The 23,822-nt window shown below is 52.2% G+C and carries 22 protein-coding genes; 18 read left to right on the top strand and 4 right to left on the bottom strand.

Features of this window, described 5'->3' with window-relative positions; genetic code table 11:
* The 4 genes from P2G53_RS08185 to P2G53_RS08170 form a co-directional block, all read left to right on the top strand.
* Window positions 1-2,156 (top strand): VCBS domain-containing protein (locus P2G53_RS08185; RefSeq protein ID WP_275816061.1); only part of this gene is annotated, 2,156 nt, incomplete at its 5' end.
* Window positions 2,157-2,332: 176 nt separating this feature from the next.
* Complete coding sequence (locus tag P2G53_RS08180; RefSeq protein ID WP_275816059.1) at window positions 2,333-3,739, top strand: Wadjet anti-phage system protein JetA family protein; 1,407 nt, start codon at window positions 2,333-2,335, stop codon at window positions 3,737-3,739.
* Entirely contained in the window at window positions 3,740-4,393 is a 654-nt protein-coding gene (locus P2G53_RS08175) for a DUF4194 domain-containing protein (protein WP_275816057.1), read from the top strand.
* Window positions 4,390-7,821, top strand: coding sequence for an SbcC/MukB-like Walker B domain-containing protein (locus P2G53_RS08170; protein WP_275816055.1), 3,432 nt, complete (start codon window positions 4,390-4,392; stop codon window positions 7,819-7,821). Before P2G53_RS08175 ends, P2G53_RS08170 begins: the two co-directional genes overlap by 4 nt.
* Before the next feature lie 25 nt (window positions 7,822-7,846).
* On the opposite strand, the gene P2G53_RS08165 is transcribed toward P2G53_RS08170, so the two are convergent.
* On the bottom strand, window positions 7,847-8,518 hold the full coding sequence (locus P2G53_RS08165; RefSeq protein WP_275816053.1) for a hypothetical protein: 672 nt from the start codon (window positions 8,516-8,518) through the stop codon (window positions 7,847-7,849).
* 137 nt (window positions 8,519-8,655) lie between these two features.
* On the opposite strand from P2G53_RS08165, the gene P2G53_RS08160 reads away from it, so the two are divergent.
* From P2G53_RS08160 to P2G53_RS08150, 3 genes are read left to right on the top strand one after another with little or no spacing between them, the layout of a single operon-like run.
* Window positions 8,656-9,021 carry a hypothetical protein gene (locus P2G53_RS08160; RefSeq protein WP_275816051.1) on the top strand — a complete coding sequence of 122 codons (366 nt, stop codon included), beginning with the start codon at window positions 8,656-8,658 and terminating at the stop codon, window positions 9,019-9,021.
* Between the two features lie 36 nt (window positions 9,022-9,057).
* Window positions 9,058-10,401 (top strand): DUF3422 domain-containing protein, encoded by a 1,344-nt coding sequence (locus tag P2G53_RS08155; RefSeq protein ID WP_275816049.1) that lies wholly within the window; start codon window positions 9,058-9,060, stop codon window positions 10,399-10,401.
* A gap of 12 nt (window positions 10,402-10,413) precedes the next feature.
* Window positions 10,414-10,731, top strand: coding sequence for a BolA/IbaG family iron-sulfur metabolism protein (locus P2G53_RS08150; protein WP_275816047.1), 318 nt, complete (start codon window positions 10,414-10,416; stop codon window positions 10,729-10,731).
* Between the two features lie 2 nt (window positions 10,732-10,733).
* Here P2G53_RS08150 and P2G53_RS08145 read toward each other — a convergent pair whose 3' ends face one another.
* On the bottom strand, window positions 10,734-11,201 hold the full coding sequence (locus P2G53_RS08145) for a methylated-DNA--[protein]-cysteine S-methyltransferase (RefSeq protein WP_275816045.1): 468 nt from the start codon (window positions 11,199-11,201) through the stop codon (window positions 10,734-10,736).
* A 166-nt stretch (window positions 11,202-11,367) separates the two neighbouring features.
* Between P2G53_RS08145 and P2G53_RS08140 the strand changes: the two genes are divergently transcribed.
* Genes P2G53_RS08140 through P2G53_RS08130 form a run of 3 tightly spaced genes read left to right on the top strand, consistent with a single transcriptional unit; the run spans window position 11,368 to window position 14,758 of the window.
* Window positions 11,368-13,146, top strand: a complete 1,779-nt coding sequence (locus P2G53_RS08140; RefSeq protein ID WP_275816043.1) for an ABC transporter ATP-binding protein — start codon at window positions 11,368-11,370, stop codon at window positions 13,144-13,146.
* A 21-nt stretch (window positions 13,147-13,167) separates the two neighbouring features.
* On the top strand, window positions 13,168-14,286 hold the full coding sequence (locus P2G53_RS08135; RefSeq protein WP_275816041.1) for a phospholipase D-like domain-containing protein: 1,119 nt from the start codon (window positions 13,168-13,170) through the stop codon (window positions 14,284-14,286).
* 10 nt (window positions 14,287-14,296) lie between these two features.
* Window positions 14,297-14,758 carry a glycine zipper 2TM domain-containing protein gene (locus P2G53_RS08130; RefSeq protein ID WP_275816039.1) on the top strand — a complete coding sequence of 154 codons (462 nt, stop codon included), beginning with the start codon at window positions 14,297-14,299 and terminating at the stop codon, window positions 14,756-14,758.
* 53 nt (window positions 14,759-14,811) lie between these two features.
* On the opposite strand, the gene P2G53_RS08125 is transcribed toward P2G53_RS08130, so the two are convergent.
* On the bottom strand, window positions 14,812-15,396 hold the full coding sequence (locus P2G53_RS08125) for a YecA family protein (RefSeq protein ID WP_275816037.1): 585 nt from the start codon (window positions 15,394-15,396) through the stop codon (window positions 14,812-14,814).
* Window positions 15,397-15,522: 126 nt separating this feature from the next.
* On the opposite strand from P2G53_RS08125, the gene recQ reads away from it, so the two are divergent.
* The 3 genes from recQ to P2G53_RS08110 are packed head-to-tail and all read left to right on the top strand — an operon-like array spanning window position 15,523 to window position 18,858.
* Complete coding sequence (recQ, locus tag P2G53_RS08120) at window positions 15,523-17,646, top strand: DNA helicase RecQ (RefSeq protein ID WP_275816035.1); 2,124 nt, start codon at window positions 15,523-15,525, stop codon at window positions 17,644-17,646.
* On the top strand, window positions 17,643-18,059 hold the full coding sequence (locus P2G53_RS08115) for a YqaA family protein (RefSeq protein WP_275816033.1): 417 nt from the start codon (window positions 17,643-17,645) through the stop codon (window positions 18,057-18,059). Before recQ ends, P2G53_RS08115 begins: the two co-directional genes overlap by 4 nt.
* 16 nt (window positions 18,060-18,075) lie before the next feature.
* Window positions 18,076-18,858 (top strand): hypothetical protein, encoded by a 783-nt coding sequence (locus P2G53_RS08110; RefSeq protein ID WP_275816031.1) that lies wholly within the window; start codon window positions 18,076-18,078, stop codon window positions 18,856-18,858.
* Here the strand turns inward: P2G53_RS08110 and P2G53_RS08105 are convergent.
* On the bottom strand, window positions 18,851-19,327 hold the full coding sequence (locus tag P2G53_RS08105) for a DUF302 domain-containing protein (protein WP_275816030.1): 477 nt from the start codon (window positions 19,325-19,327) through the stop codon (window positions 18,851-18,853). The two genes, P2G53_RS08110 and P2G53_RS08105, sit on opposite strands and share 8 nt — an antisense overlap.
* Window positions 19,328-19,527: 200 nt before the next feature.
* Between P2G53_RS08105 and ttcA the strand changes: the two genes are divergently transcribed.
* The 5 genes from ttcA to P2G53_RS08080 all read left to right on the top strand — a co-directional run bounded on the left by ttcA (window position 19,528) and on the right by P2G53_RS08080 (window position 23,741).
* Complete coding sequence (gene ttcA, locus P2G53_RS08100; RefSeq protein ID WP_275816590.1) at window positions 19,528-20,415, top strand: tRNA 2-thiocytidine(32) synthetase TtcA; 888 nt, start codon at window positions 19,528-19,530, stop codon at window positions 20,413-20,415.
* Window positions 20,416-20,423: 8 nt separating this feature from the next.
* Window positions 20,424-21,611 (top strand): MFS transporter, encoded by a 1,188-nt coding sequence (locus P2G53_RS08095; RefSeq protein WP_275816028.1) that lies wholly within the window; start codon window positions 20,424-20,426, stop codon window positions 21,609-21,611.
* Entirely contained in the window at window positions 21,604-22,380 is a 777-nt protein-coding gene (locus tag P2G53_RS08090) for a class II glutamine amidotransferase (protein ID WP_275816026.1), read from the top strand. Before P2G53_RS08095 ends, P2G53_RS08090 begins: the two co-directional genes overlap by 8 nt.
* Window positions 22,381-22,485: 105 nt before the next feature.
* Window positions 22,486-23,511, top strand: coding sequence for a sensor domain-containing diguanylate cyclase (locus tag P2G53_RS08085; RefSeq protein ID WP_275816024.1), 1,026 nt, complete (start codon window positions 22,486-22,488; stop codon window positions 23,509-23,511).
* A gap of 32 nt (window positions 23,512-23,543) precedes the next feature.
* Window positions 23,544-23,741 carry a hypothetical protein gene (locus P2G53_RS08080; protein WP_275816022.1) on the top strand — a complete coding sequence of 66 codons (198 nt, stop codon included), beginning with the start codon at window positions 23,544-23,546 and terminating at the stop codon, window positions 23,739-23,741.
* Window positions 23,742-23,822 lie beyond the last annotated feature (81 nt).

Raw genomic sequence — 23,822 nt, 5'->3', positions numbered from 1 at the left:
TAGGTGCAGTGGATGCAGATGGCGATACACTGGTGTACAGCATCACGGGTGGTAACGAAGCAGGTCTGTTTGCAATTGACTCTGCGACCGGTGCGATCTCTGTTACACAGGACATCGATGATGCTGAGCTGGGCGATTACAGCCTGAGCGTACAGGTGGTTGATAACGAAGGTGGCGTAGACACAGCGACTGTAGATATCAGCCTGGATAACATAAATGATCAGCCAGTTGCCAATGCTGATACTAACTTCGTCAACGAAGGTGTGGATGGTGTTGACGCTGCCCTGATTACCGGTAACGTCATTGATGGTCAGGATCATGGTTCTGATGCTGCTGAATCTGCCAACGGTGCAGAGGCCTATGCTGATGTTGCGGATACCGATATAGACAGTCCAACCCTTCAGGTTGTGCAGGTATCCGGTAGTGGTGGCTCTGCGGGTGATGGTTCAACACCAATTGGTGCAGCTACTGTTGTGGCTGGCCTGTACGGTACATTGACTATCAATGCAGACGGCTCTTACAGCTATGATCTGGATGACAGTAATCCGATTCTGGATCCATTGAATGTAGGTGATGAGCTGAATGACACCTTCTCTTACACTGTATCCGATGGCGCCCTTACATCTACAACCAGTTTGACCATTACTATTAATGGTCAGGATGATGCATCAGTCCTTGAGCTGGCCAAAGATGTTTGGTTGCCTGCAGATCCAGGTCAGTTGCCAGCAGAATATACCGATGGCTACCCACTGAATCTCAGTGTGTATGATGTGGATACCGACCTGACAATCACCTTTACCAGTCTGGTTGAAGCGACGGTTAATCAGGCTGCTGAGGGTGATCCTGCTGACCTGGTATCCATCGGCAAGGTGGTCTACTGGGATGGTGATTCCTGGGAAGACGTAGCGCTGAATCAGGAGTTTGATGTTCCGGCGGGTGGATCGTTGCCTGAGTTCCGGTTCATTGCGAATCCGGATCTTGATGTTAACTTTATCTCCGCAGAAATTACCGATCTGATCACCTACACCGTGACCGATACGGATACTGACGGCACTATTGTTAATGAAACTGCAAATGTCACACTGCATGCACTTCCACCGAATGAGCTTCCACAGCAGTCGGCGCAGGTGGGTAACGGTAGTTCTCCGCTGACTTCTGGTAACGATCAGGAATCTAGTTTGGTGCTGGAGCAGTCTCTGGTTAACAGTATTATTGCGGATCCAACTAACGGTTCGGTTACCCTGTTTACCGACTTCCAGCAGTCACCATTCACTGTGCCTATTGATGTTGGCTCACAGGACGGTGCTCAATTGGAAGAGGAAGTCACTGCGACCGTAACCATCAATGGCGTTGAGTTCATGGTCATTGAAGGCACGGGCAACGGTGGTGGTGATGCAGATCGCTGGGTATATGACGCTGAAACCGGCTTGATGAAGTATACCGCCAGCTACACCGAGATTGTTGAAGTGGGTGGTACACAGACGCTGGCTGAATACCTGACAGCTAACCCGCCATCAGCGGGTGATACATGGGATGTACTGTACAATGATGATGATGGCGGCAACTATCAGGCACGTTTTGTCCGCTTTGACTTCAGTCTGGATGATCCAGGTGATCTGGGTATTACTGCAGTCGGTACCAATGACCCGAACCTGATGTTTGGTACCAATAATGCAGATGACTTGACTGGTGGTTCTTCTGATGACTTGCTGTTTGGCCGTGATGGAAACGACATTCTAACTGGCTTGGGTGGTAATGACTCGATTGTCGGTGGTGACGGTGCAGATACTATCTACGGTGGTGCTGGCTCCGACACGATCACTGGTGGTACTGGTGCTGATACTTACATCTGGCAGGATGGTGATGCCGATGGTGGTGTAGACACAATCACTGACTTCAACGCAGGTGAAGGTGATGTGCTGGACCTGGCAGATCTGCTGGATCCAACCGGTGCACTGGATATTGGTGGTGCTGACTCTCTGGACGATTACCTCAAAGCCAGCTTTGACAGTGACTCTGGTCAGACAACCATCAATGTTTATACCGGTGGTGATGCCAATGCGGCAGGTACAATTGATCAGACCATCGTTGTAAATGGTGATGTTTCTGATCTGACCACCCTGCTGGCAGGTAATAACCTGGATGTTGATCAGTAATTAACTGCTGCATCATTGACAAAACGCCCCGCTAAGCGGGGCGTTTTTGTTTCTGTGGCTTATAAATCATCGATTTAAGCTGAGTCACAATTCGGCCTTATCCCTCCGGTTTTTTTCCGTTAGAATCGATCCATTACGTGATAAAAATTACCTTCTAGGACGCGGATATCGCCTGAATGCTTTTCAACAAGTTGCCCGATCAACTTTTCATACCGTTGTCCGGTCAGAACCGACAGGTTTATCAGTCGGTCCTGCTTTCTCTGGCCGATCTGTTTTTTGATGAGGATCTGGTTGATCCTTTTGTCCCCAAGGACTTAGTGCGCTCTGCTATTGAAGATGCGGTGGTGCGTCTGGGCGTCAGACGCTGGGAGCCGGAAGAGGGCGAAAGCGCAGAGGAGCAGCAGGCCCTGCCCAGCTCCAGCGCGGAATATACCAGCCGTATCTACCGGCGCCTGGTTGAAACCGGCTGGCTGGAAGAAGAGCAGCGCATCTATCGCACCTATGTGTTGCTGTCACCGTCGATTAGCTTCTTGCTGCGTACATTGGTTGCCATCGCCAATCTGGAAAAACGCAGTTACGGTGGCGCGGTTCTGAACGTTTTGAGCTCGCTGGAAGCTGCAATTAAAGACCCGGTGGGCCGCGGTATTACCCTGTCAGAAGCCGCCCAGACAGCCGCAGATTTCAGTGCTCACCTGACCGATATGATGCTCGGATTGCGTGAACTGAAGATCAATCTGTCCCAGAGCAATAACCCGCAGGAGATTGTGCGCAACTTCTTTGACCGGTTTGTTGAACACATTCTGGTCTCCGACTACAAGACACTGAAAACCAAGAATAACCCGTTCCGTTTCCGGCAGCAGATCTTGTCTCTGCTGCGTGAACTGCAGTTCGATAGCCTGACGGTGCAGCGTTTGACCGAACATTATCAGCAGCAGTTTGAAATCAGTCTGTATGAAGCTGAGGCCAAGGTGCATCAGCATATCAACCGGATAATCCGCATCTTTGAGTCGGTGGATCAGCGTCTGGCGATCATTGATGATTTCCGCTATAGGCTGGAAAAACGGGTATCGGATACCGTGCGGTACATGGATAAAACCACACCGGGCATGGCATCACGTCTCTCCCGGGTGATTACGCAGGTTGCCCGTCGCGATGGTCGTGAAATTCCGCGCATCAACTCGCTGGAAACCGTGGGTTTTCTGGCACCAGGCAGTATTCGTAACCCGATTAAACGCCGTCAGCCAGCCGAACCACGGGTGATCACCCAGCAGGAGATCGACCCAAGAGTGCTGGAACTGCGTCAGCTGTTCAAAGAATACAAAGAGCGGCGTGAGGTGCGGGTTGACCGGATCGAGTTGTATCTGGAACGCCATCTGCTTGGTAAGGATCAGGTTTCGGCGGCTGAATTCAGCATCGAAACCATTGAAGACTATATCTGTTTCAGCTACCTGCGCCATTTGAAGTCGTTGGGTAAAAAAGCCCGCAAGACCATGGATCAGTATCAGATCAGTTTTCAGGAAAAGTACGTGAACGTTGCCGACATGGTGGAGTGTCGGGACTTTGTCATCCAGAGGAAAGCATAAATGCTAGGTGATTTGCAGAAAATCGTCAGTCGTAGCGACCAGTATCAGGCCAGTGATTTCAGCCGTGCTGCCAACCAGCTCCTGACCAATCAGTTCCTCTATGCGGATCGCCCGGTGCACCGGGAAAGTTATTTTCTGGTGGCGTCCCATGTGGATTACTTCACCAACCTGTTTGAAGCGATCGGCTGGTCGTTTGTTTATCAGCCTGATGAAGCCTACATGGGTATTCTGCCAAAGGGCGAAGAGCGCTATATGCGCCTTAAGCTCGATGAGTCTCTGTTGTTGCTTTGTATTCGTCAGCAATATGAACAGCGTCTGGAGTCGTTTGATGTGGAGGCTGGGCAGGCCTATACCAGCACGGATGAACTGCTGACCACTTATGAAAACCTGACCGGTAAAGAGATCCCTAATGAAACCCGTCTGAAAGAGATTCTGTCACTGTTTTCACGTCATGGCGTGATTGAACGGGGTAAAGCTGATGAGACAGATCCCAAAAACGTGCCTCTGAAAATAAATCCGATTATCCGTCAGGTGGTGGTTGAAGATTATATTCGCCAACTGGAAGGGCTCTGTGATCCCGATGAGGCTGGGGCGGATGATATTGATGAACCCACTGCAGAACAGACCAGCGAGCAAGAGGTGACTGCACCATGAAACAACTGAACCGAATGGTCCTGGTGAACTGGTATGTGCTGGGTGCGGTAGAGATCCCGATTAAAGGTAATGTGGCGGTGGTTGGCCCCAACGGCTCCGGTAAGTCATCGTTGCTGGATGCGATCCAGACCGTGCTGATGGGGGGGAACAAGCGCCATTTAAGCTTTAACGCCTCTGCGGGTGAAAAAAGTGAGCGTAGTCTGCGTACCTACTGTCTGGGTTTTCTGGATGATGATGGCCGCAAGAATACTGCACGTACCGATTCGCTCTGTTATTTGGCGATGAGTTTTTTTGATACCGAAACCGCGCAGGAAACCACTGTAGGTCTGGCGATCAGTGCCACCACGGCGGCGGCTGAAGAGGATGTGCTGGGTCGTTTTATTCTGCCTAACTGCGCAGTATCGTTGGATGACTTTACCGAAAAAACACCCAACGGCCGCCTGCCAAAACCCTGGCCGGTAGTGCGCGAGAATCTGCTGAAGCAGTGTCCGGACATGATTCTGGAGAAGCGCTCAAGCCGTTTTGTGCGCGAAATGGTGACGCTGCTCAGTCATGACACCCAGATGCCGAATGATGACGACAAGTTCGTCAAAAACTTCAAGAACGCCCTGAAGTTTGTACCGATTGACAGTCCAACCCGCTTTATTCGTGAATTTGTGCTGGATGAAAACATCGTGCACGTAGGTGGTTTCCGCAAATCCCTGGATGAATACCGGGCGATGGAGCAGAAAACCCGCGAGGTGGCCAACCGAATCACGGAACTGGAGAAGGTTCAGGAGCTGTGCAGCGGTATCTCCCGCAATATTAAAAACGCGGCAGAGTATGAATGGGTGGTGCATGAAACCCGTTTTGAAGACGCTGACCTGAAAAAAGAGGATGCAGCAGAGCGCCTCGAAGACAATCAGGAAAAAGAAACCACCCTGCAGCAGGAACTGGATCTGAAGCAGGCTGAGCTGGCTCAGCTGATGCAGGATCTCGCCAACGCCCGTGCCGAACTGAATACCTCGGATTCGGCGCACAAAGTGAAGGCACTTGAGTCCTCAATTGCAGCCAAAACCCACGAGGTGAATGTAGTCAAAGACCGTATTCAGCGGGTCTACAGCCTGATGCGTACGACCGTGAGTTTTGCTGAAAACAAAGATTTACTGCCGGAGAAGTTTGCCCCGGTGGTTGAGCAGTGTGTCACCCTGTGGCGCAGTGGTCAGGACATGATGTCAGATCTGTGGCCCCATGCACCGGTGGAAGTGGATAACGCACTGGACAGCATGAAACAGCAGATCGAAGGTGTGCGCCGTGAAGTCTCCCGTCGCTATGAGCAGTCGGTGATTCGTATCTCCGAACTGCGCTCCACCATTCAGGATCAGAAAAATGCGGTAGAAGCCCTGAAGCAGGGCCATGCACCAGTGCGTCACAACACCCGTGAGCTGATGGAGCTGCTGCAGGAGTACGGCATCGAGAGTACCCCTGTCTGTGAACTGGCGGACATTAATGACGATAAATGGCGTATCGCGCTGGAGTCTTTTCTGGGTGCCCGTCGTGAAGCCCTGATTGTTGAGCCTGACCGAGTGAAGGAGGCGATCACCTTATACCGCCGTAAGGGTCGTCACCTGAAAGGTTGCCGTATCGTGAACACCACCAAAACCGGTGAATGGCTCAACCGTTATAAAGCAGGTTCTCTGGCGCACTTTATTGACACCGACAACGATCATGCGAAGGCTTACCTGAATCGTGCCCTCGGTGGGGTAATGGCGGTTGAAACCGAAAACGAACTGCTGCGCCATGAACGCGCCCTGACCTATGACTGCATGTTGCAGACGGAAGGTTCCACGACCGCGATCAACGAAATGCAGCCGATCATGGGCATTCGTCGCCGTGCGGATCAGGCCAGTTTGCAGGGCAAGCAGGTGGATCAACTGGTGCAGGAGTTCAGCACGCTTGGGCGCAATCACGAGAGTCTTGAAAAACTGCGTGATGGTTTGATCACCCTGCATAACGGTCTGGATGCGATCAATGAGCGGGTATTTGATCTGGTGAACCAGCGTGAACAGCTGACGACCGAAATCGAAGGTCAGCGTCAGGCGATCATCGATCTGCGTAATCAGGATGACACCGGCATTCAGCAGCGTATTACCGATCTGGTCGCTGAGCAGAAAGAAGCGGAACAGACCCAGCGCAGTCTGATGGACAAACTGCAGAAAGTACGCACGGCCATTATCAAGGATACTGCCGCACTGGAAGTGCTGGATAAAGAACTGGAAGAGCATGCAACCGCCCGTTCTGTGTGTGAAAGCCGTGAAGACTTTGATGCGCAGGCAGCGCAGGAGAAACGGGATTATCTGGATGAATCTTGCGCCGGTGAACTGGAACGGGTGATCTTTGAGGCGGCTAAACGCGCTCAGTCCGAGCTGGCGCTGCATGAGAAAAAGAAAAATGCGGTACGTGATGGCGTGGCTCAGTACAAGGCGAAATACCATGGCGGTGGCCTGAGCCATCAGCAACTGGATAAAGTAACGCAGGACTCTACCCATGAAGAGCTGTCTGAATTTGTCGATGAAACTATTCAGGCACTTAAAGACTCAGAGCTGGCGAACTACAGTCAGAAAGCTGAACGTGCCCGTCAGGAAGCGGAGACGGCCTTCCGTTCTGACTTTGTGGCGCATCTGAATGATCAGATCAACAAAATTAAAGATCTGATTCGAGAACTGAATCAGCACCTGAAAGGCCGTCCGTTCCACAAAGAGATGTATAGCTTTGAGATGACACCCAATCCAGAGCTGAAAGATATTCTGGAACTGGTGGAAGCCTATACCCAGATCGACGGTGCTAATGTGGGGTCACTGTTTGATATGAAGTTTGATGGTGATCGCACCCATAAAGATGCACTGACCAAGATCCATGAAGTGCTGAAAGATGAAGGTGAGAGCAGCCTGCTGCAGGACTACCGTAACTTCTATAACTTCGAATTGGTGGTCAAGGATCTGGATGGCAACCGCAAGACAACCCTGACGCAGCGTATCAAGACCGGTTCCGGTGGTGAGCACCAAGTGCCATTCTACGTTGCGATTGCGGCGGCGCTGGGTGCCACCTACCGTCTGCGCGAAAGCAGTGATGGCAAACCGCTGGGTGGTATGAGTCTGTCGGTGTTTGACGAAGCCTTTAACAAGCTGGACTCTGAAAACACTGTGACTTCTCTGGGCTTTATGAGCGATCTGGGTCTGCAAACCATTATTGCAGCACCGGATGAGAAGTATTCTCTGCTTAGCTCCTGTATGGATACCATTATCAACGTCTGCCGTGATGGCAGGGTGGTGGATCTGGATGTGGAGTTTCCCACCCTGAAAGGTCGGCAATTGCTGAACTCAGATAACCCGCTGAGAATGATGGCAGAGCGTGCCGAGGAAGAAGCTGAGGAAACCCTGGAGGTCTGAGCATTCAGACCTGCGGACTGCCGGCTCAGGCCAGACGCGGTTCTGGCCAGTGCAGTCGGGGGATCAGACTGGCGATCGGCTGACCATGCAGCAGCAGGTACAGCCTGTTATCGCGCATCTCTGCGCTGCAGGGATGATCATCCTCAATTAGCAGCTGGATCAGTTCCGCCGGTGACGGTGGTTCGGCCGGTGCGCTGGGTCTGAGCTGAGTGCCGGGTAACAGTACCTGCTCGGATCGCAGATCAGTGTACTGACCATGGCTGATCATCTGACTCAGCGACTGGTTATCCCAACCTGTTGGCAGTGCCATCAGTGGTTTAAGTAGCCCAATCTGATGGGGTGGCTGTAGTTTTTCTCTGGAAAATACCTTGCGTGCCGTCAGGTCTGTATGTACCTGAAGCAGCGCGTTATCCCGCACGTTACTGCTGAAATCCAGCTCGTTCAGGCCCTTTATCAGCGCATCAAGATCCCACTGACAGGCTTTAATCAACTGCCAGGCAGGTTCCATACTGCTGCGCGATCCAAGACTGTACTGTATTGCATCACCCTGCTCAGGAAACAGGGTGAGCTGCAGAAAGCTGGTCTGAAAATCCACCAGACAAGGCGGGCTTTCAACATAGCAGTAGGGTTGTTCGCGACGGCAGAAGGCAATCCACTGCTCGCGGCTGTTAAGACTGGGCAGGACCCGGATATTCACAGAGGATGGCTCATGTTGGATAATCAGACTCGTTTAGCTCACGGCTCTGTGAGAGTATATCTAAAACCCGGGCCTGACTTAACTCACCTTTGCTGCTGTCCGTATTGAACTGCCCTTCTGAATAACGGAATCTGGACATGAAACTGCTTAACCGATCGGCATTTGTTGTGTTGCCGAAACAGCCATTTGTGGATTGGACCAACCAGTTGGATGTGGACGCTGATGGTCTGCATCAAAACCTGTCCATCGATGAACAGCGTCGTGAGGGTACGGTGTATCTGATTCCCGAAGTGGTGCTGGAGAGTGATTTTAATCAACAACTGGAACAGTGCTGGCTCTCTATTTTTCAGAATGAACTGTCTGCCTGGGACGAGCTGGGTGATAACTGGCCGCAAAAAATGAATTTCGAAGTGTTCCGCCAATGGTTTGATGTCTATCCCCAGATTATGGCGATAGACCTGTGCGAAAAGCCCTTGCTGCTTGCGCCGCTTGAGGATGTCTGAGTAAGATAAGATTTTGTTTTTTATGGAGTTGAATTGATGGAACAGGGTGCAAATCTACATGGCCTGACCATGCATCCCCTAAGGGAGTCCTTGTACGAGGAGTTGCATTCGCGCCCATTCCAGGTGATTCCATCCCCGGCTCGGATCACCCATATGGCGGTGATGTGCTCACCAGAGCAGTGCGCAGACCAGTTTGAACACCTCAAAACCCTGTATGCCCATTTTGGTAAAGAGCCACCCGAACGGGACCAGCTCTGTTACCACGTCGACTTTGGTAAATTGCGTGTCAGACGTGAAAGGCATATGGAGTTTACCACCTACACCTTTATCAATTCTGAGGTAGAGCAGGGTGGGAATCCATTCGACACAACGGGTATCTCGCTATTACCAGAGGGCTGGCTGTCAGGCATTCCCGGTACGGTGATTGCGGCGTTTCATATCGCCACAGAAGATGCCCGCCAGACTCAGGAACTCAACCTGCCGCTGGTGAAACGCTTTTTTGAGGGTATGCGATTGGTCGGCAGCAGCCCGCAGCAGGGTGATGCCCGGGTCTGGACCACCTTTCAGCTACACAACGATGGTTTTGGCCGTGTACTGATCTATAACAAGCAGATGAGTGACAGTCAGCTGGGCCGTCTTACCCAGCGCATCATGGAGATCGAGACCTACCGTGTGATGGCGCTGCTGGCGCTGCCACTGGCGCGGGAGTTTAATCCGCAGCTGAGTGAGATGGACCGGCAACTGGCGGCCATTACCGCATCGCTGGCAGATACCTCTAACGGCGTGGAAGAAAAATCGATACTGGCACGTCTGACCGATATGGCGGCCTGGGTTGAGGATTGCAGAGCGCGTTCAACGTTTCGTTTCAGTGCAACCTATGCTTATCACGAACTGGTGATTAAACGGTTGGATGAACTGCGTGAAGATGAAGTGTCCGGCCACCTGACCATCACTGAATTTATGACCCGCCGCCTGACGCCCGCGGTGCGCACCTGTCAGGCAATCAGCAGCCGTCTGGAAGATCTGTCCAAACGTATCGACCGGGTATCGGATATGATGCGTACCCGGGTGGAGCTGGCGATTCAGTCACAGAATCAGGCCTTGCTGGAGTCGATGGATCAGCGCTCAAAAATCCAGCTGATGATGCAGCATACGGTTGAGGGACTGTCTGTGGCGGCCATCAGTTATTACACCATCGGTCTGACCAAATACCTGATTGATGCCCTGTATAATAATGGGGTGCCATTCAATAAGGATCTGGCACTGGGCATCGCGGTACCGGTCATTGTCACGACGGTTGCTTTGATTACGCGTAAAATTCACAAACGTTTTACCAAGCTGGCGGGGGTGATTGAACCCGGCAGCCAGAAGACAGATTAGAAGGGTAGGCTGATGAGCCTTGCAGACACCATTGAACAAAAATTACGTGCTCAGTTTGAGGTGTTACACCTTAATCTTGAGAACGAAAGCCATATGCACTCGGGTCCGGCAACCGATAGCCACTTTAAACTGACCTTGGTAGCCGACGCCTTTGAGGGCAAGCGTCTGGTGCAGCGTCATCAGATGATCTATGGCCTGCTGGCCGCCGAACTGCAGGGGCCGGTGCATGCGCTGGCGCTGCACCTGTTTACCCCGGCAGAGTGGCAGACTCGAGGGGGCGCAGTGATGCCATCACCGACCTGCCGCGGTGGTTCCAAGGTAGACCAGTAACCTCAGGCGACTGCTGGTTTACGTTCCAGATTAAGCAGGTAATTTTTTTGCGGTAGTCCACCGCTGTAGCCCGTGAGCTGACCATTTCTGCCTACAACCCGGTGGCAGGGAATGACGATGGGGATAGGATTACGATTATTGGCCATGCCTATGGCCCGGGCTGCACGCGGGTTACCTAGCTTGCGGGCAATATCACCATAACTGCAGGTATTGCCATAGGGAATCTCCTGCAGTGCTTTCCAGACCCGTTGCTGAAACAGTGTGCCCGTGGGTTTGATCGGCACACTGAACTGGTTGCGCTGGCCATTCAGATACTCCCCCAGTTGCAGGATGCATAGATCGGTCAGGGCATTGCTGACCAGTTCGGGTACAGCCTCACCATCATGCATAAAGTGGATGGTGGTGATGGCATCTTCATTGGCTTTAATCAGCAGGGTCCCCAGAGCGGTATTCATCATTGCAGCGTACATGGTTTGGGCCCTCCTGATCTGATGATGACAAGCAAGATATTCTGCGAACTGACGTTGAACATTATGATCCAACTATAGCAGCCAGACCGGATTGCTTGAAACCATAGAGGCCGGTTTGCGTATACTGATAAAGACAATCAATCCATCCATATAACGGGACGTTCTTTTGAAGCAACTCTACGACTGGACCTACATTGCCCGGGTGGCGGCTGAGCACAAACCTGAACTGATTAAAGCCAATCTGATCGCCTTGTTGGCGGCGTTGGCTTCAGTGCCTCTGCCACTGTTTATGCCGTTATTGGTCGATGAGGTGTTGCTGAATCAACCCGGACGCGTGGTTGAGCTTCTGAATCAGTTTTTCCCGATTGCCTGGCATGGTCCGGTTTTGTATATCAGCGCGATTCTTGGATTTACGGTCGTACTCAGGCTGATCGCGCTGGGTCTTAACGTTTGGCAGGCCAGACAATTCACCACGATTTCCAAGGATGTGATCTATCGCATTCGCAGCGGTCTCTTAAATCACCTGCAGCGGATTTCGATGGCGGAATATGAAACTCTGGGCAGCGGAGCCGTGGCTTCCCGGCTGGTGACCGATCTGGACACCATTGACCGCTTTGTCGGCAGTTCGGTCAGTCGGTTGTTGATCGCAACCCTGTCTGTCTTTGGTACGGCGATTATTTTGCTCTGGATGCACTGGCAACTGGCGCTGTTCATCCTGTTTCTTAATCCGGTGGTGATCTACTTCACGACCGTGGTGGGCAAACAGGTGAAACAGCTCAAGAAGAAAGAAAATCTGGCCTATGAGCTGTTTCAGGCAGCGTTGACCGAAACCCTTGAAGGGATTCAGCAGATTCGCGCCAGTAACCGTGAACAGCATTATCTGTCGCGTCTGGTGGATGAGGCCCGTCAGGTGAGGGATCGCTCTACGGCGTTTGAATGGCGAAGTGATGCTGCCAATCGTCTCAGTTTCATTCTGTTTATGGTGGGTGTGGACCTGTTCAGGGCTCTATCCATGTTGATGGTGGTGTTCTCTGATCTGAGTATCGGCGAGATGATGGCCGTGTTTGGTTACCTCTGGTTCATGATGGGCCCGGTGCAGGAAGTACTGGGCATTCAATACGCCTATTACGGGGCGAATGCCGCTTTAGCGCGCATTAACGGACTGCTTGAACTGAATGAAGAGCCGTATTACCCGGCTGAGGTGAATCCGTTTACCCAGCCGAAGGTGTCGATTCGGATCGATAATGTGCATTTTTCCTATGTTGAGGGGCAGGAGGTGCTGCAGGGTGTTTCACTGGAAATTCCAGCCGGACAAAAAATAGCCCTGGTCGGTGCCAGTGGCGGGGGAAAATCGACACTGGTTCAGGTGCTGCTGGGGCTGTATACCCCCAGTCAGGGCCAGGTGTATTTTAACGGTGTGCCGGTGACACAGATTGGTCTGCCCCGGGTACGTGAGCATGTTGCAACCGTTTTGCAACACCCAGCGTTGTTTAATGGCACCGTGCGCAGCAATCTGGAGATGGGGCGTGAATTCAGTGAAGAACAGCTTTGGCATGCGCTGTCTGTGGCTCAGTTGGATGGCTTTATCCGGCTTCAGAGCGACGGTCTTGAAACCCGGATAGGTCGCCAGGGTATCCGTTTATCCGGTGGGCAGCGACAACGCCTCGCAATTGCGCGTATGGTGCTCACGAATCCCAGTGTGGTGATTCTGGATGAGGCGACATCGGCACTGGATACCGAAACAGAACTGGCGTTGCACCAGGCTTTGCAACGGTTTTTGTCGGGCAGAACCACGATTATTGTTGCTCACCGGCTCAGTGCGGTTAAGCAGGCTGACCATGTCTATGTATTTGAGGATGGTCGGATTTGTGAGCAGGGTGCTCACGAGGAGCTGCTGCAAAATAATGGCTTATATGCCCGCTTGTATGGAGAGTTTCAGGCGTAATGAAAGCACCACTAAACACCGATGCGTAAACGTTTCCCCTGGCGTCAGGGCAATGCCATCGAGTTGATGGTCGATGGTGAAACCTTTTTTCCACGCATGTTGTCAGAGATTGACCAGGCGCGTCACAGTCTGCTGCTTGAGTTCTATTTTGTTACCCCGGGTATGATTGCCGAAAAGTTTATCGCTGCGCTGATTGAAGCGCGCCAGCGCGGTGTCATGGTCAAACTGATTGTGGATGGTTTTGGGGCCTATCGTTTTATTCGCGCAGACAGTCAGCCATTGCAGAAAGCAGGGATTGATCTGGTGGTGTATAACCCACTCAGCGCCCTGAAACTGACCCATAATTTTGCCCGTGATCATCGCAAGTTAATGGTGGTGGATCAGCAGGTTGCATTCATCGGGGGTACAGGTCTGAGTGATGTATACTGGTTATCAGAAGCGCAGGGTAGCCCCTGGCATGAGCTGATGGCGCGGGTTGAAGGTCCGGTGGTCGCCGATGCGGTGAATCTGTTTAACCAGCTCTGGCAAAGATGTACTGCACAGCAATTGCCATCCGCTGCGACATTGGGCCAGCCCTGTGGTGATGCCGATGTGCGTTTGCGAACCGTGCAGGGCCTGTATCAGCAGGATATCAAAAGTAGTTTCCTGCATCGGGTAAATCGGGCGGAAGATAAAGTCTGGTTGATGACGGCTTATTTTCTCCCCTCGTTTTCTATACGCCATGCCCTGCGCAGTGCGGCTAAACGAGGGGTGGATGTGAGGCTGATTATCGCGGGGCCTTACACAGATCAGCCCTGGGTATTTCATGCCTCCAAACGCTTTTATCGGCGTTTGCTGGCGGCGGGCGTTAAAATATATGAATATCAGCCCCGTTTTCTGCATGCCAAAATGGCGGTAGTGGATGACTGGGCAACCCTGGGGTCCTGTAATCTGGATCACTGGAATCTGCGCTGGAATCTGGAAGCCAATCTGGAGATCAGGCATTCAGAATCTGTGCAGAGAATGAGCGAAATTTTCAGCAGTGATCTGCATCACTGCATTGAGGTAACGTACGATGTCTGGCAAAAACGTCCCTGGCATCGGCGCTTAAAAGAGGTGGTTTGGGCATGGATCAGCCATCTGGTACTGAAAATAAAATGAGGTAACAAACATGAAGCGTTTATGGATGGTGGCCACGCTTTCAATTTTGGTGGTGCTCTCGGGTTGTGCCAACAACCTCAGTGGCAGTACGTATTCCCGTAATGAAGCGCGTAAGGTGCAAACGGTCAATTATGGCGTCGTCGAAGCGGCTCAGCCGGTGGTGATTGAAGGACGCACGGACGGTATTGTGGGCACCGGTGCAGGTGCAATTATTGGTGGCTTGGCGGCCAGTGAGATTGGCGGCGGTAAGGGTAAAAGCATAGCTACCATTATTGGTGTGGTCACCGGTGGTATTCTGGGTCAGAACATCGAAGAGTCTGCAACCCGGGCGCAGGGGCAGGAACTCACCGTGCGACTGGAAAATGGACGCGTGCTTTCGATTGTACAGGAAGTGGGTAATGGGCCGTTTTTCCGCCCGGGTGATCGGGTTCGGGTGCTTCAACATGGCAGCACTGCCCGCGTGACGTACTAAACAGGATGATAAAAAAAACGGCTGCAGATGCAGCCGTTTTTTTTTGAGTTCAATTACTTTTCAGGGCTGTGAAAGTAAAGATAGAGGTCAACCAGTAGCTCCGGAATCTCTTCACACATCTGCTGACTAAGCTCTGCATTTTTCCGAATGGCCAATACATCTTCTTCATCAAACAGGTCCGAAACCACCATCATGGGGAGCAGCATCTCCGCTACATCTTCCTCGGTATCTGCGCTGAACCAGTCATCCTCATGGGTGAAGACACCTTCCATAAAGGCCTGCGCCCACCAGGACAGTGCGGCGGTTTCATCTTCTTCATCGGCCTCGAGGCTCAGTTCACAAGGCAGTTCTGGTACCTGATCGCTATACAGGTCTGCACCGATCTGACTGTAAAACCGACGCAGCAAGGTGGAAATCTGATTTTCTTCTTCGGCTGAGGCCCACGTTGGCTGGCCATCAAAGATCAGCTCCATCCACTCGGTTTCAGGACAGGGTTTGGGGCTGATGTTCAGGGCACAAAACAGGCCATGCACACCGATCAGATCAAGGCTGTCCTCTGACACGGAGTCTGAATAAAGAAAGTCTTCAAGTAGATCCAGTTCAGCGTCAGTAAGGGCTTGGGTGAGATTCAGGCTCATGATAAATATCCGGCAAGAGAGGCAATGTGGGTGATTGTAGCCTGCTTGGCGCTTAGGGGCAGCTTATTTATCCATTGAGCATGGGAATGCAGTGACAAGCATCAGTCCATTCAGGATAATCACAGCATGATGAATGAAGCCCTGCAACGCCTGCGCGACGTCTTTGGTTATGAAGCATTCCGACCGCCTCAGGATGCTGTGATCGAGACCATTCTGCAGGGCCAGGATGCGCTGGTGGTGATGCCCACCGGCGGCGGGAAATCCCTCTGTTATCAATTACCAGCACTATTGCTACCCGGTACCGCGGTGGTGATCTCTCCTCTGATTGCCCTGATGCAGGATCAGGTCACAGCCCTGTCACAGCTGGGTATTTGTGCCGGTTGTCTTAATTCAAGTCTTAACCCAAACCAGCTCATGCTGACCGAGCAGGCCTATCGCAGTGGTGAGCTGGACCTGCTGTATGTGGCGCCGGAACGTCTATTACAGTCAAAGACCCTGAGATTATTGCAGCAGGGCAGAGTCGCTCTTTTTGCGATTGATGAAGCGCATTGTGTCTCGCAGTGGGGACATGATTTCAGACCTGAATATCTTCAGCTTGATCAGCTGGCGCAGCACTTTTCTGATGTTCCCCGCATCGCCCTGACGGCAACCGCAGATCAGCGCACCCGTGATGAAATTCATCATCGGTTGGGACTGCAGCAGGCGCGGGAGTTTATTCAGGGCTTTGATCGCCCTAATATCCGCTACCGCATCGGTCAGAAAGATAGCGGGCGTCAGCAGCTGTTACGTTTTATTCGCGCCGAACATGCGCAGGATGCAGGTATTGTCTACTGTATGTCACGCAAACGGGTCGAGGAAACCGCGGCCTGGTTGACGGAGCAGGGGCTTACGGCGCTGCCGTACCATGCCGGTCTTGATCCGGAACTCAGGGCTTACCATCAGCATCGCTTCCTGACCGAGGAGGGGATCATTATGGTGGCCACGATCGCCTTTGGGATGGGGATTGATAAACCCAATGTGCGGTTTGTGGCTCATTTGGATCTGCCCAAAAGCATTGAAGCCTATTATCAGGAAACCGGACGGGCCGGGCGCGATGGACTGCCCGCGGATGCCTGGATGGTGTATGGCCTTCAGGATGTGATGTTGCTGCGGCAGATGTTGTCGGGATCACAGGCACCTGAGCTGCAAAAGCGGATAGAACAGCAAAAGCTGGAAGCGCTGTTAGGTTTATGTGAAGTCACCAGTTGTCGGCGTCAGGTACTGTTGCAGTACTTTGGTGAATCGGACCATCAACCCTGTGGCAATTGTGATACCTGTCTTGAACCTGTGGCGGTATGGGATGGCACCGAAGCTGCGCGTAAAGCACTGTCCGCGGTGTATCGCTCCGGGCAGAGTTTTGGTGTTAACCATATCGTAGATATCCTGCGCGGTACCAGCAATGAAAAAACCCGCAGTCACCGCCATGAAACCCTGTCTACCTGGGGCATTGGCAGTGATCTGGATAAAGCTCAGTGGCGTTCGGTCTTTCGTCAACTGGTGGCCCGAGGCTATCTGGGTGTGAATCTTGAGATGCATGGGGTTCTGCATCTGACCGAAAAATGTCGATCTTTATTGCGGGGTGAAGACCGGATTGAGCTGCGCCAGGATAAGCGTAAGCAGGCCGCCTATGGTCAGAGCAAGCGGCCGCAAAGTCAGCTCTCAGCCGAGGATTATCAACTCTGGGAAGCGTTGCGTGGTTGCCGTCGCCAGCTTTCAGATGCTCAGGATGTACCACCTTACGTAATTTTCCATGATGCGACATTGATGGAGATGGTGATGTACCGACCGGTGACTTCGGATCAGCTGCGTCGATTGAGTGGGGTGGGTGAACGGAAATTGGCGTTATATGGCGATGCCTTTCTGGATGTACTCAGATCACATGCCGAACCTGAACAGGACTCCACTCAACAGCAGGCGCAACAGTCGCTGATTCTGTTCCAGTCCGGCATGACTGTGGCACAGGTTGCCCGGCAACAGAAGTTGTCTGAGCGGGTGATCTATAACCATCTGGCTGTGGCGGTAAAACAGGGTGAGCTGGCTATCGATGAGGTTGTGGAACTGCCATCGGCAGAGCGCCAGCAGATCGAGCAACTGATTCTGGAACACCGCAATCACTCCGGATTGTCATTAAAGCCGGTCTATGATGCCCTTGAAGGGCAATATGATATGGGTCTGTTGCGCTGCTTGAGTGCCGCGCTGGAACCCGTATGAGTGAAGCGGCACTCTCGGGCCTGTTTGTCAGCGGGTTTATTGCATCGACCCTGTTACCCGGAGGCTCTGAACTTCTGTTTGGCTGGATGTTAACAGAAGCGATGCACCCATGGTGGCTGCTTTGGCTTACGGTCACAGCCGGGAATACCCTCGGTGGTTGGCTGACTTTTACTATGGGGATCTGGCTGGCCCGGTACAGACCGCTGACGGCGCTGGAAAAACCGCAGCAGCAACGGGCCAGACACTGGTTAACCCGATATGGCCCGGGCGTATTGTTATTATCCTGGTTGCCCATCATCGGCGACCCACTCTGTTTACTGGCCGGTTGGCTAAGGCTAAATCTCTGGATGAGTGCAGTGATGGTTCTTGTCGGTAAGGCGGGTCGTTACTGGGTGATTGCCTATTTGATCTGAGGGAGTGTTAGGCGAGATGGAAAAAAAGCAGTTCTGGTATCGGGTAAGGGTGTTTTTTTTATTGCTGATACTGCTGGTGGTTTCACTGAATAGCTGGTTATCCCGCTCCCGTACCACCGACTGGCAGGAGACCCTGTGGGTGGTGATTTACCCGATTAATGCTGATCAGCGCGGCGATACTCGTGGCTACCTCAATGCATTGCAAGCCGATCATTTTGATGAGATCGAGCAATTCCTTGGTCGTGAAGCTAATCGTTATGGCATTGCTCTCAATCATCCGATCGAGATTCATCTGTCGGATGTGGTTGAAAATGAGCCGCCAGAGGTGCCAGATAATGCCAGTATTCTGCAGAGTGTCTGGTGGAGCCTGCGTTTCCGGTACTGGGCCTGGCGTAACAGTGCCTGGCAGGGGCCGGAGCCTGATATCCGCATTTTTATGCGCCTGTTCTCTCCCCAAAACAGAACCGTACTGGAGCATTCGCTGGGTCTGCAGAAGGGCATGATTGGTCTGGTAAATGGCTTTGCCAGTGTGGATTTTCAGTCGCTGAATAACTTTGTCACCCTGCATGAAATTCTGCATACATTGGGGGCTACGGATAAATATGATCCGCAAACACTGCAGCCACTGTGGCCTGAAGGCTACGCTGACCCCTACCAGGACCCACTTCTGCCGCAATTCAGGGCTGAGATCATGGGCGGACGCATTCCCCAGAATGACCACTTTTCGCTAATGCCGGATGCATTGGAAAACAGTGTAATTGGCCCACTGACTGCGCAGGAGATTAACTGGCTCAATTAACTTCTACTGCGCCAGTTGCCTTGAGCGCTTTCATCAGATCAGCCTCCAGCTCAAGTAGTATCTTCTGAGCCGGACTTTCCGGCTTAATAGCAGAAGGCCGTAACATCATAATCTCAGTCTGATTACCCTTTTGCAGCAGGGTCAGTGAAAGGGGGCAGAGGGCGGCCATTTCCGGATCCAGATTGAGAACCTGATTCACATACCAGGGATTGCAGAACACCAGACTGCGGATTTCAGTGAATCCGTTGCGGTTGTAATCCTCTCCCCAGCGCTCTTTGAAGTTGGCAATAGAGCCGCCAATATTGGGTTCAAAGATCACATAAAAGCGCTGTGCTTCCAGTTGGCTGTTGATCTCTACATAGTTGCCATCATAGTCGCCTTCCAGAGTCATATGCAGAATACTGCCCGCCTGGCTGATGCCGCAGAAAGTAAAGGTCAGAAAAAACAGTGTGTTGAGAAGGGTCCGCATCTCTAGCTCCTGAATGGGTGCCTTTATCGCCAGTGTAGCAGAGAAATATCCTCTGACCGGAAGCAAAAATTCGCTAGGGTCAGGCATGTCGAATTCGCCGCCGGGTAAAAGCCTGAGGTATAATGCGCGCCTTAACCACCGAGACCGGCACCATGATTGAACAGATGACACCATCCTCCGACTCTGATAACGCTTTTGTGATGACAGAAGCGGAGAAAAAGCAGAAAACCCGACTGAATAAACTGCAGAAGCGCCTGCGTCGTGAGATGGGTCAGGCCATTGAAGCCTTCAATATGATTGAAGAGGGCGACAAGGTGATGGTGTGTCTCTCAGGTGGCAAGGACTCCTATACACTGCTGGATATTCTGATGAATCTGCAGCGCAGTGCACCGGTACAGTTTGAGCTGGTGGCAGTGAATCTGGATCAGAAACAACCGGGTTTTCCTGAAGAGGTGTTGCCAGCCTATCTGGCAGAGCTGGGTGTGCCGTTTCATATTATCGAACGGGATACGTATTCGGTCGTGAAAGAGGTGGTGCCGGAAGGAAAAACCACCTGCGGCCTATGTTCCCGGCTGCGTCGGGGCACACTCTATGGTTTTGCGGATGAGATTGGTGCCAACAAAATCGCCTTGGGACACCACCGGGACGACATCCTGGAAACCCTGTTTTTGAACATGTTTTATGGCGGTCGTCTGAAAGCGATGCCGCCTAAGCTGGTATCGGACGATGGCAAGAACATGGTCATTCGCCCGCTGGCATTTTCCCGCGAGAAAGATATTACGGCGTATTCGGAACTGAAACAGTTCCCGATCATTCCCTGTAACCTGTGTGGATCTCAGGAGAACCTGCAACGGCAGGTGATCAAGGAGATGCTGCAAGGCTGGGATAAGTCTCATCCGGGTCGTCTGGAAACCATGTTCAGGTCCCTGCAACATGTGGTGCCTTCCCATCTTGCCGATACGGCAACCTTCGACTTTAAAGGTCTGCAACTGGGTTTCCCCCATGGCATCAGTGATTCAGCCGGACAGGATGAGGGGAATTGCGCTTCATTTGCTCAGGCTGAACGCATAGATATTCTGGCACTCTAGGCCGGAGTGTGAATCGTAACGTCTACCTGTTATCGGCCTGTCAGGCCCTGCTGGTCTGCGGCAATGTGCTGCTGGTCTCTGTGGTTGCACTGATCGGTCAGCAACTGTCGCCAGCTCCTCTCCTAATTACCTTGCCGGTAGCTCTGCAGTTTGCCGGACTGATGCTGGCGACTGTGCCTGCCTCTCTGATTATGCAGCGGGTAGGGCGCAAAAAAGGCTTTTTTCTTGGCAGCTGGATGGGGGTTGCCGGGGCCGTTCTGGCAGTGATTTCTTTATTGCAGCCCTCTTTTATTCTGTTTTGTTGTGCGACTTTTCTGCTGGGTATTGGAATTGGATTTGGCACACTGTACCGGTTTGCCGTGGTGGAGGTGTGTGAACCCCAGGTAAAAAGCCGTGCTATATCCATGGTGATGGCCGGTGGTGTGGTGGCTGCGGTGATCGGTCCTCAGCTTGCGATTCAGGGCCAGCAGTGGTTTACCGACCGACCCTATCTGGGCGCCTTTGTTGGTCTGCTGGGACTTTATCTGCTGGCGTTGCTACTGTTGACCCGGACTCAGTTACCCGAACCAAGCGCACAACCGGCTCAGGGTGGACGTCGTCTGCGGGTGATTCTCGCTCAACCACAGTGCATCGTTGCGATTGTTGTGGCCGCCGTTGGCTATATGGTCATGACCCTGCTGATGACTGCGACACCTCTGGCCATGGCACGTTGTGGCTTTGCTTTTACCCACTCTGCGGAAGTGATTCAATGGCATGTGCTGGGCATGTTTCTGCCGTCATTCATTACGGCGAAATTGATCGCGCGCTGGGGGCTGAAAACTGTGATGTTGCTTGGGGTGACGCTGATGCTGGGTTGTATAGGCGTTAACCTTGCCGGGGTGGAATTGTGGCAGTTCTGGCTGGCCCTGGTACTGTTAGGCGTCGGCTGGAATTTCATGTTTATTGGTGCCACCGAGCTGCTGACCGGCTGCTACACTGCAGCAGAGCGGGGTAAAACCCAGGCCGCAAATGAGTTTCTGGTATTCAGTATGGCGACGTTGGCCACGTTCAGCTCCGGTGCACTTGAGTCGATTCTGGGCTGGCAGATGATGAACATCCTGATGTTGCCGGTCGTAGTCTGGGCCGCAGCAGTGATACTGTTTTTCCTCAGGGTTCATCAGCAGACCTTAAGCAAAGGCCAGCACAGTGATGCATGAACAATTAATAGTGGTGCAGGCGTCAGCACCGGTCAGGGTGAGAGTTAAACAGGGTGCCGATCTGACTGATCTGGCGGCGCTGGGGATTGGCTTTATCTGTGAAGGTAACCCTCATCGTCAGGTGATGCAGAAAGCTGAACTGAGCCCTGAATTGTTAAGTTATCTGCAATCACATCCGTTTCAGACCGAACTGTGGATGGCTCAGGGTTACTCTGATGCTCCTCTGGAACCCCTCGAAATTCAGCCCTTTCTGCGATCCTTGCGCGGTCATCCCTTTCTCTTTTCAATGCTGGGTTCTCTGACCGGGATTGAAGATCCTGAACGGTTCCCGCTGGGCGATCATTGGCCGTTGAGTTGTCTGGACCGTGAAAGGGCTTTTTGTCTGCTGCTTGAGCGGTTGCGCCGGCTTTGGCAGGAGGGATATCCGGATACTGAGATGCGTCTTGCACTGATGGCTGATTATGCCAGCCGGTTAAGACAACTGGAAAGTCACAGTTTTACCTGCTGGGATGGCAGTTCACTCTATGCGTACAGCGATGGCAGTGAACATCAGGGACTTTCTTATCTGCAAACTGAGGGGACTGAGTTCAGTCTCACTAACGCCGTGTTACCGCTTGAGATCACAGCAGATGAAACCGTTGAGATCACTATGATCGGCACTCACAGCCTGATGGGTAGTGATGCCAAAGCGATTGAAAATGGTCAGATTTGCAGCTTCGTCGGGGGAAAACTCGATAATAAGTGCGATCCGGTCAAACTTTGGGGCTGAATTTAGACCATTCTTGTCACCTTTCCAGCCCGCTTGGGTTTATACTTCAGTGATAATAACATTGCCGCTTGGCACCGATCAGCAGGCAAGATGATGGAATGCAGTATGGCTAACTCTACATCCTCAGCTAAGACGGTTGCTGGCTCAAACAGTGACCTGCCCGCTGTCAGTGGCATTGTTGAATCGCTCAATGAACCGATGCTCGGTCTCCTTCTGGACCGGATTATTCTGGCCGCTTTTGTGATTGATCGACATCATGTTGTGCGTCACTGGAACAGTGCGATGGAGCAACTCAGTGGTTTACACCGGGATGAGATTATCGGCACAAAAGATCACTGGCGGCCTTTCTACAAAGCTCCCCGGCCCTGTATGGCTGACCTTATGCTGGATGGTCAAATCAGTGACATTGAGCATTACTATGAAGGTAAGTACAAACCCTCCAATCTGATTGCCGATGCGTATGACGCGGAGGATTTTTTCCCCGAGTGTGGGGAGCAGGGTGAATGGCTGCATTTTTCAGCGGCATCTATCACCAATCCGGCGGGTGAGGTGATTGGTGCAATTGAAACACTCTCTGTCATCAGTGATCGGAAAAAAGCGGAGTTTGCTCTGCTGGAACGGGAACGAATCTACCGTGAACTGAGCATCACCGATAACCTGACCAACCTGTATAACTCACGTTATTTCTATCAGCGTCTGGACGAGGCACTGGCCAACGCCCGACGTTATCAACACCCTTTCTGCCTGTGTTTTTTTGATCTGGATAACTTCAAACAACTTAATGACCGTTTTGGTCATATCGTAGGGGATAAGGTGTTAGAAACCTTTGGCTCAATGGTACGGGCGTCCCTGCGTACCACCGACACCGGTTACCGTTATGGTGGTGAGGAGTTTGTGGTATTGTTGCCATCAACTGATCTGGCGGAAGCCTGTGTCGTCGCGGAACGTATCCGCCAATCGCTGGAGCACCATCGGTTTCCGGTACGAGAGGGTGAAAAGATTGGCATCACTGTCAGTCTTGGTCTGACCGAGTATCATGTCTGCGATACGGCTGAAAGCATTATGCAGCGCGTGGATGAAGCCCTCTACAACGCGAAACGATCCGGTAAAAATCAGTTGCAAACCCTATAGTTGCGGCATCAGATCTTGATTGAACATCAAAAATGAAAAGTTATCTCTTCAGTACTGATAATGACCGTGGTGGCGTTATTCTCTGTGAAATTGACACCCTGCCTGAAGCGGTGAGTTATCTGCAGAACCGTTTCAAAGGTGTGGTCCGGGTAGAGCAGGGGCGCCAGTTCTGGGACCAGTCCTCTGGCTTTGGCGAGCTGCCTGCATTAGAGGCGACGGACAGGGAATAAAGCTGAATCCCCTGTATTGTTAGGGTATGCTGCTACAGACTAAACGTTTGATTTTCTCTGGAAGGACCCTGTCGAACGGCC

It is taken from the genome of Neptuniibacter sp. CAU 1671 (assembly GCF_029222905.1).
In the GTDB taxonomy this organism is placed as follows: domain Bacteria; phylum Pseudomonadota; class Gammaproteobacteria; order Pseudomonadales; family Balneatricaceae; genus Neptuniibacter.
Note: the sequence above shows the minus strand (reverse complement) of the source record. Positions and strands in the feature narration are given on the sequence as shown.

What these genes read in the sequence shown, in the direction of transcription:
- P2G53_RS08180 (WP_275816059.1), top strand. Translation starts at nt 2,333, where the DNA reads ATGCTTTTCAACAAGTTGCCCGATCAACTTTTCATACCGTTGTCCGGT.
- P2G53_RS08175 (WP_275816057.1), top strand. Translation starts at nt 3,740, where the DNA reads ATGCTAGGTGATTTGCAGAAAATCGTCAGTCGTAGCGACCAGTATCAG.
- P2G53_RS08170 (WP_275816055.1), top strand. Translation starts at nt 4,390, where the DNA reads ATGAAACAACTGAACCGAATGGTCCTGGTGAACTGGTATGTGCTGGGT.
- P2G53_RS08160 (WP_275816051.1), top strand. Translation starts at nt 8,656, where the DNA reads ATGAAACTGCTTAACCGATCGGCATTTGTTGTGTTGCCGAAACAGCCA.
- P2G53_RS08155 (WP_275816049.1), top strand. Translation starts at nt 9,058, where the DNA reads ATGGAACAGGGTGCAAATCTACATGGCCTGACCATGCATCCCCTAAGG.
- P2G53_RS08150 (WP_275816047.1), top strand. Translation starts at nt 10,414, where the DNA reads ATGAGCCTTGCAGACACCATTGAACAAAAATTACGTGCTCAGTTTGAG.
- P2G53_RS08145 (WP_275816045.1), bottom strand. Translation starts at nt 11,201, where the DNA reads ATGTACGCTGCAATGATGAATACCGCTCTGGGGACCCTGCTGATTAAA.
- P2G53_RS08135 (WP_275816041.1), top strand. Translation starts at nt 13,168, where the DNA reads ATGCGTAAACGTTTCCCCTGGCGTCAGGGCAATGCCATCGAGTTGATG.
- P2G53_RS08130 (WP_275816039.1), top strand. Translation starts at nt 14,297, where the DNA reads ATGAAGCGTTTATGGATGGTGGCCACGCTTTCAATTTTGGTGGTGCTC.
- P2G53_RS08125 (WP_275816037.1), bottom strand. Translation starts at nt 15,396, where the DNA reads ATGAGCCTGAATCTCACCCAAGCCCTTACTGACGCTGAACTGGATCTA.
- recQ (WP_275816035.1), top strand. Translation starts at nt 15,523, where the DNA reads ATGATGAATGAAGCCCTGCAACGCCTGCGCGACGTCTTTGGTTATGAA.
- P2G53_RS08115 (WP_275816033.1), top strand. Translation starts at nt 17,643, where the DNA reads ATGAGTGAAGCGGCACTCTCGGGCCTGTTTGTCAGCGGGTTTATTGCA.
- P2G53_RS08110 (WP_275816031.1), top strand. Translation starts at nt 18,076, where the DNA reads ATGGAAAAAAAGCAGTTCTGGTATCGGGTAAGGGTGTTTTTTTTATTG.
- P2G53_RS08105 (WP_275816030.1), bottom strand. Translation starts at nt 19,327, where the DNA reads ATGCGGACCCTTCTCAACACACTGTTTTTTCTGACCTTTACTTTCTGC.
- ttcA (WP_275816590.1), top strand. Translation starts at nt 19,528, where the DNA reads ATGACAGAAGCGGAGAAAAAGCAGAAAACCCGACTGAATAAACTGCAG.
- P2G53_RS08090 (WP_275816026.1), top strand. Translation starts at nt 21,604, where the DNA reads ATGCATGAACAATTAATAGTGGTGCAGGCGTCAGCACCGGTCAGGGTG.
- P2G53_RS08085 (WP_275816024.1), top strand. Translation starts at nt 22,486, where the DNA reads ATGGCTAACTCTACATCCTCAGCTAAGACGGTTGCTGGCTCAAACAGT.
- P2G53_RS08080 (WP_275816022.1), top strand. Translation starts at nt 23,544, where the DNA reads ATGAAAAGTTATCTCTTCAGTACTGATAATGACCGTGGTGGCGTTATT.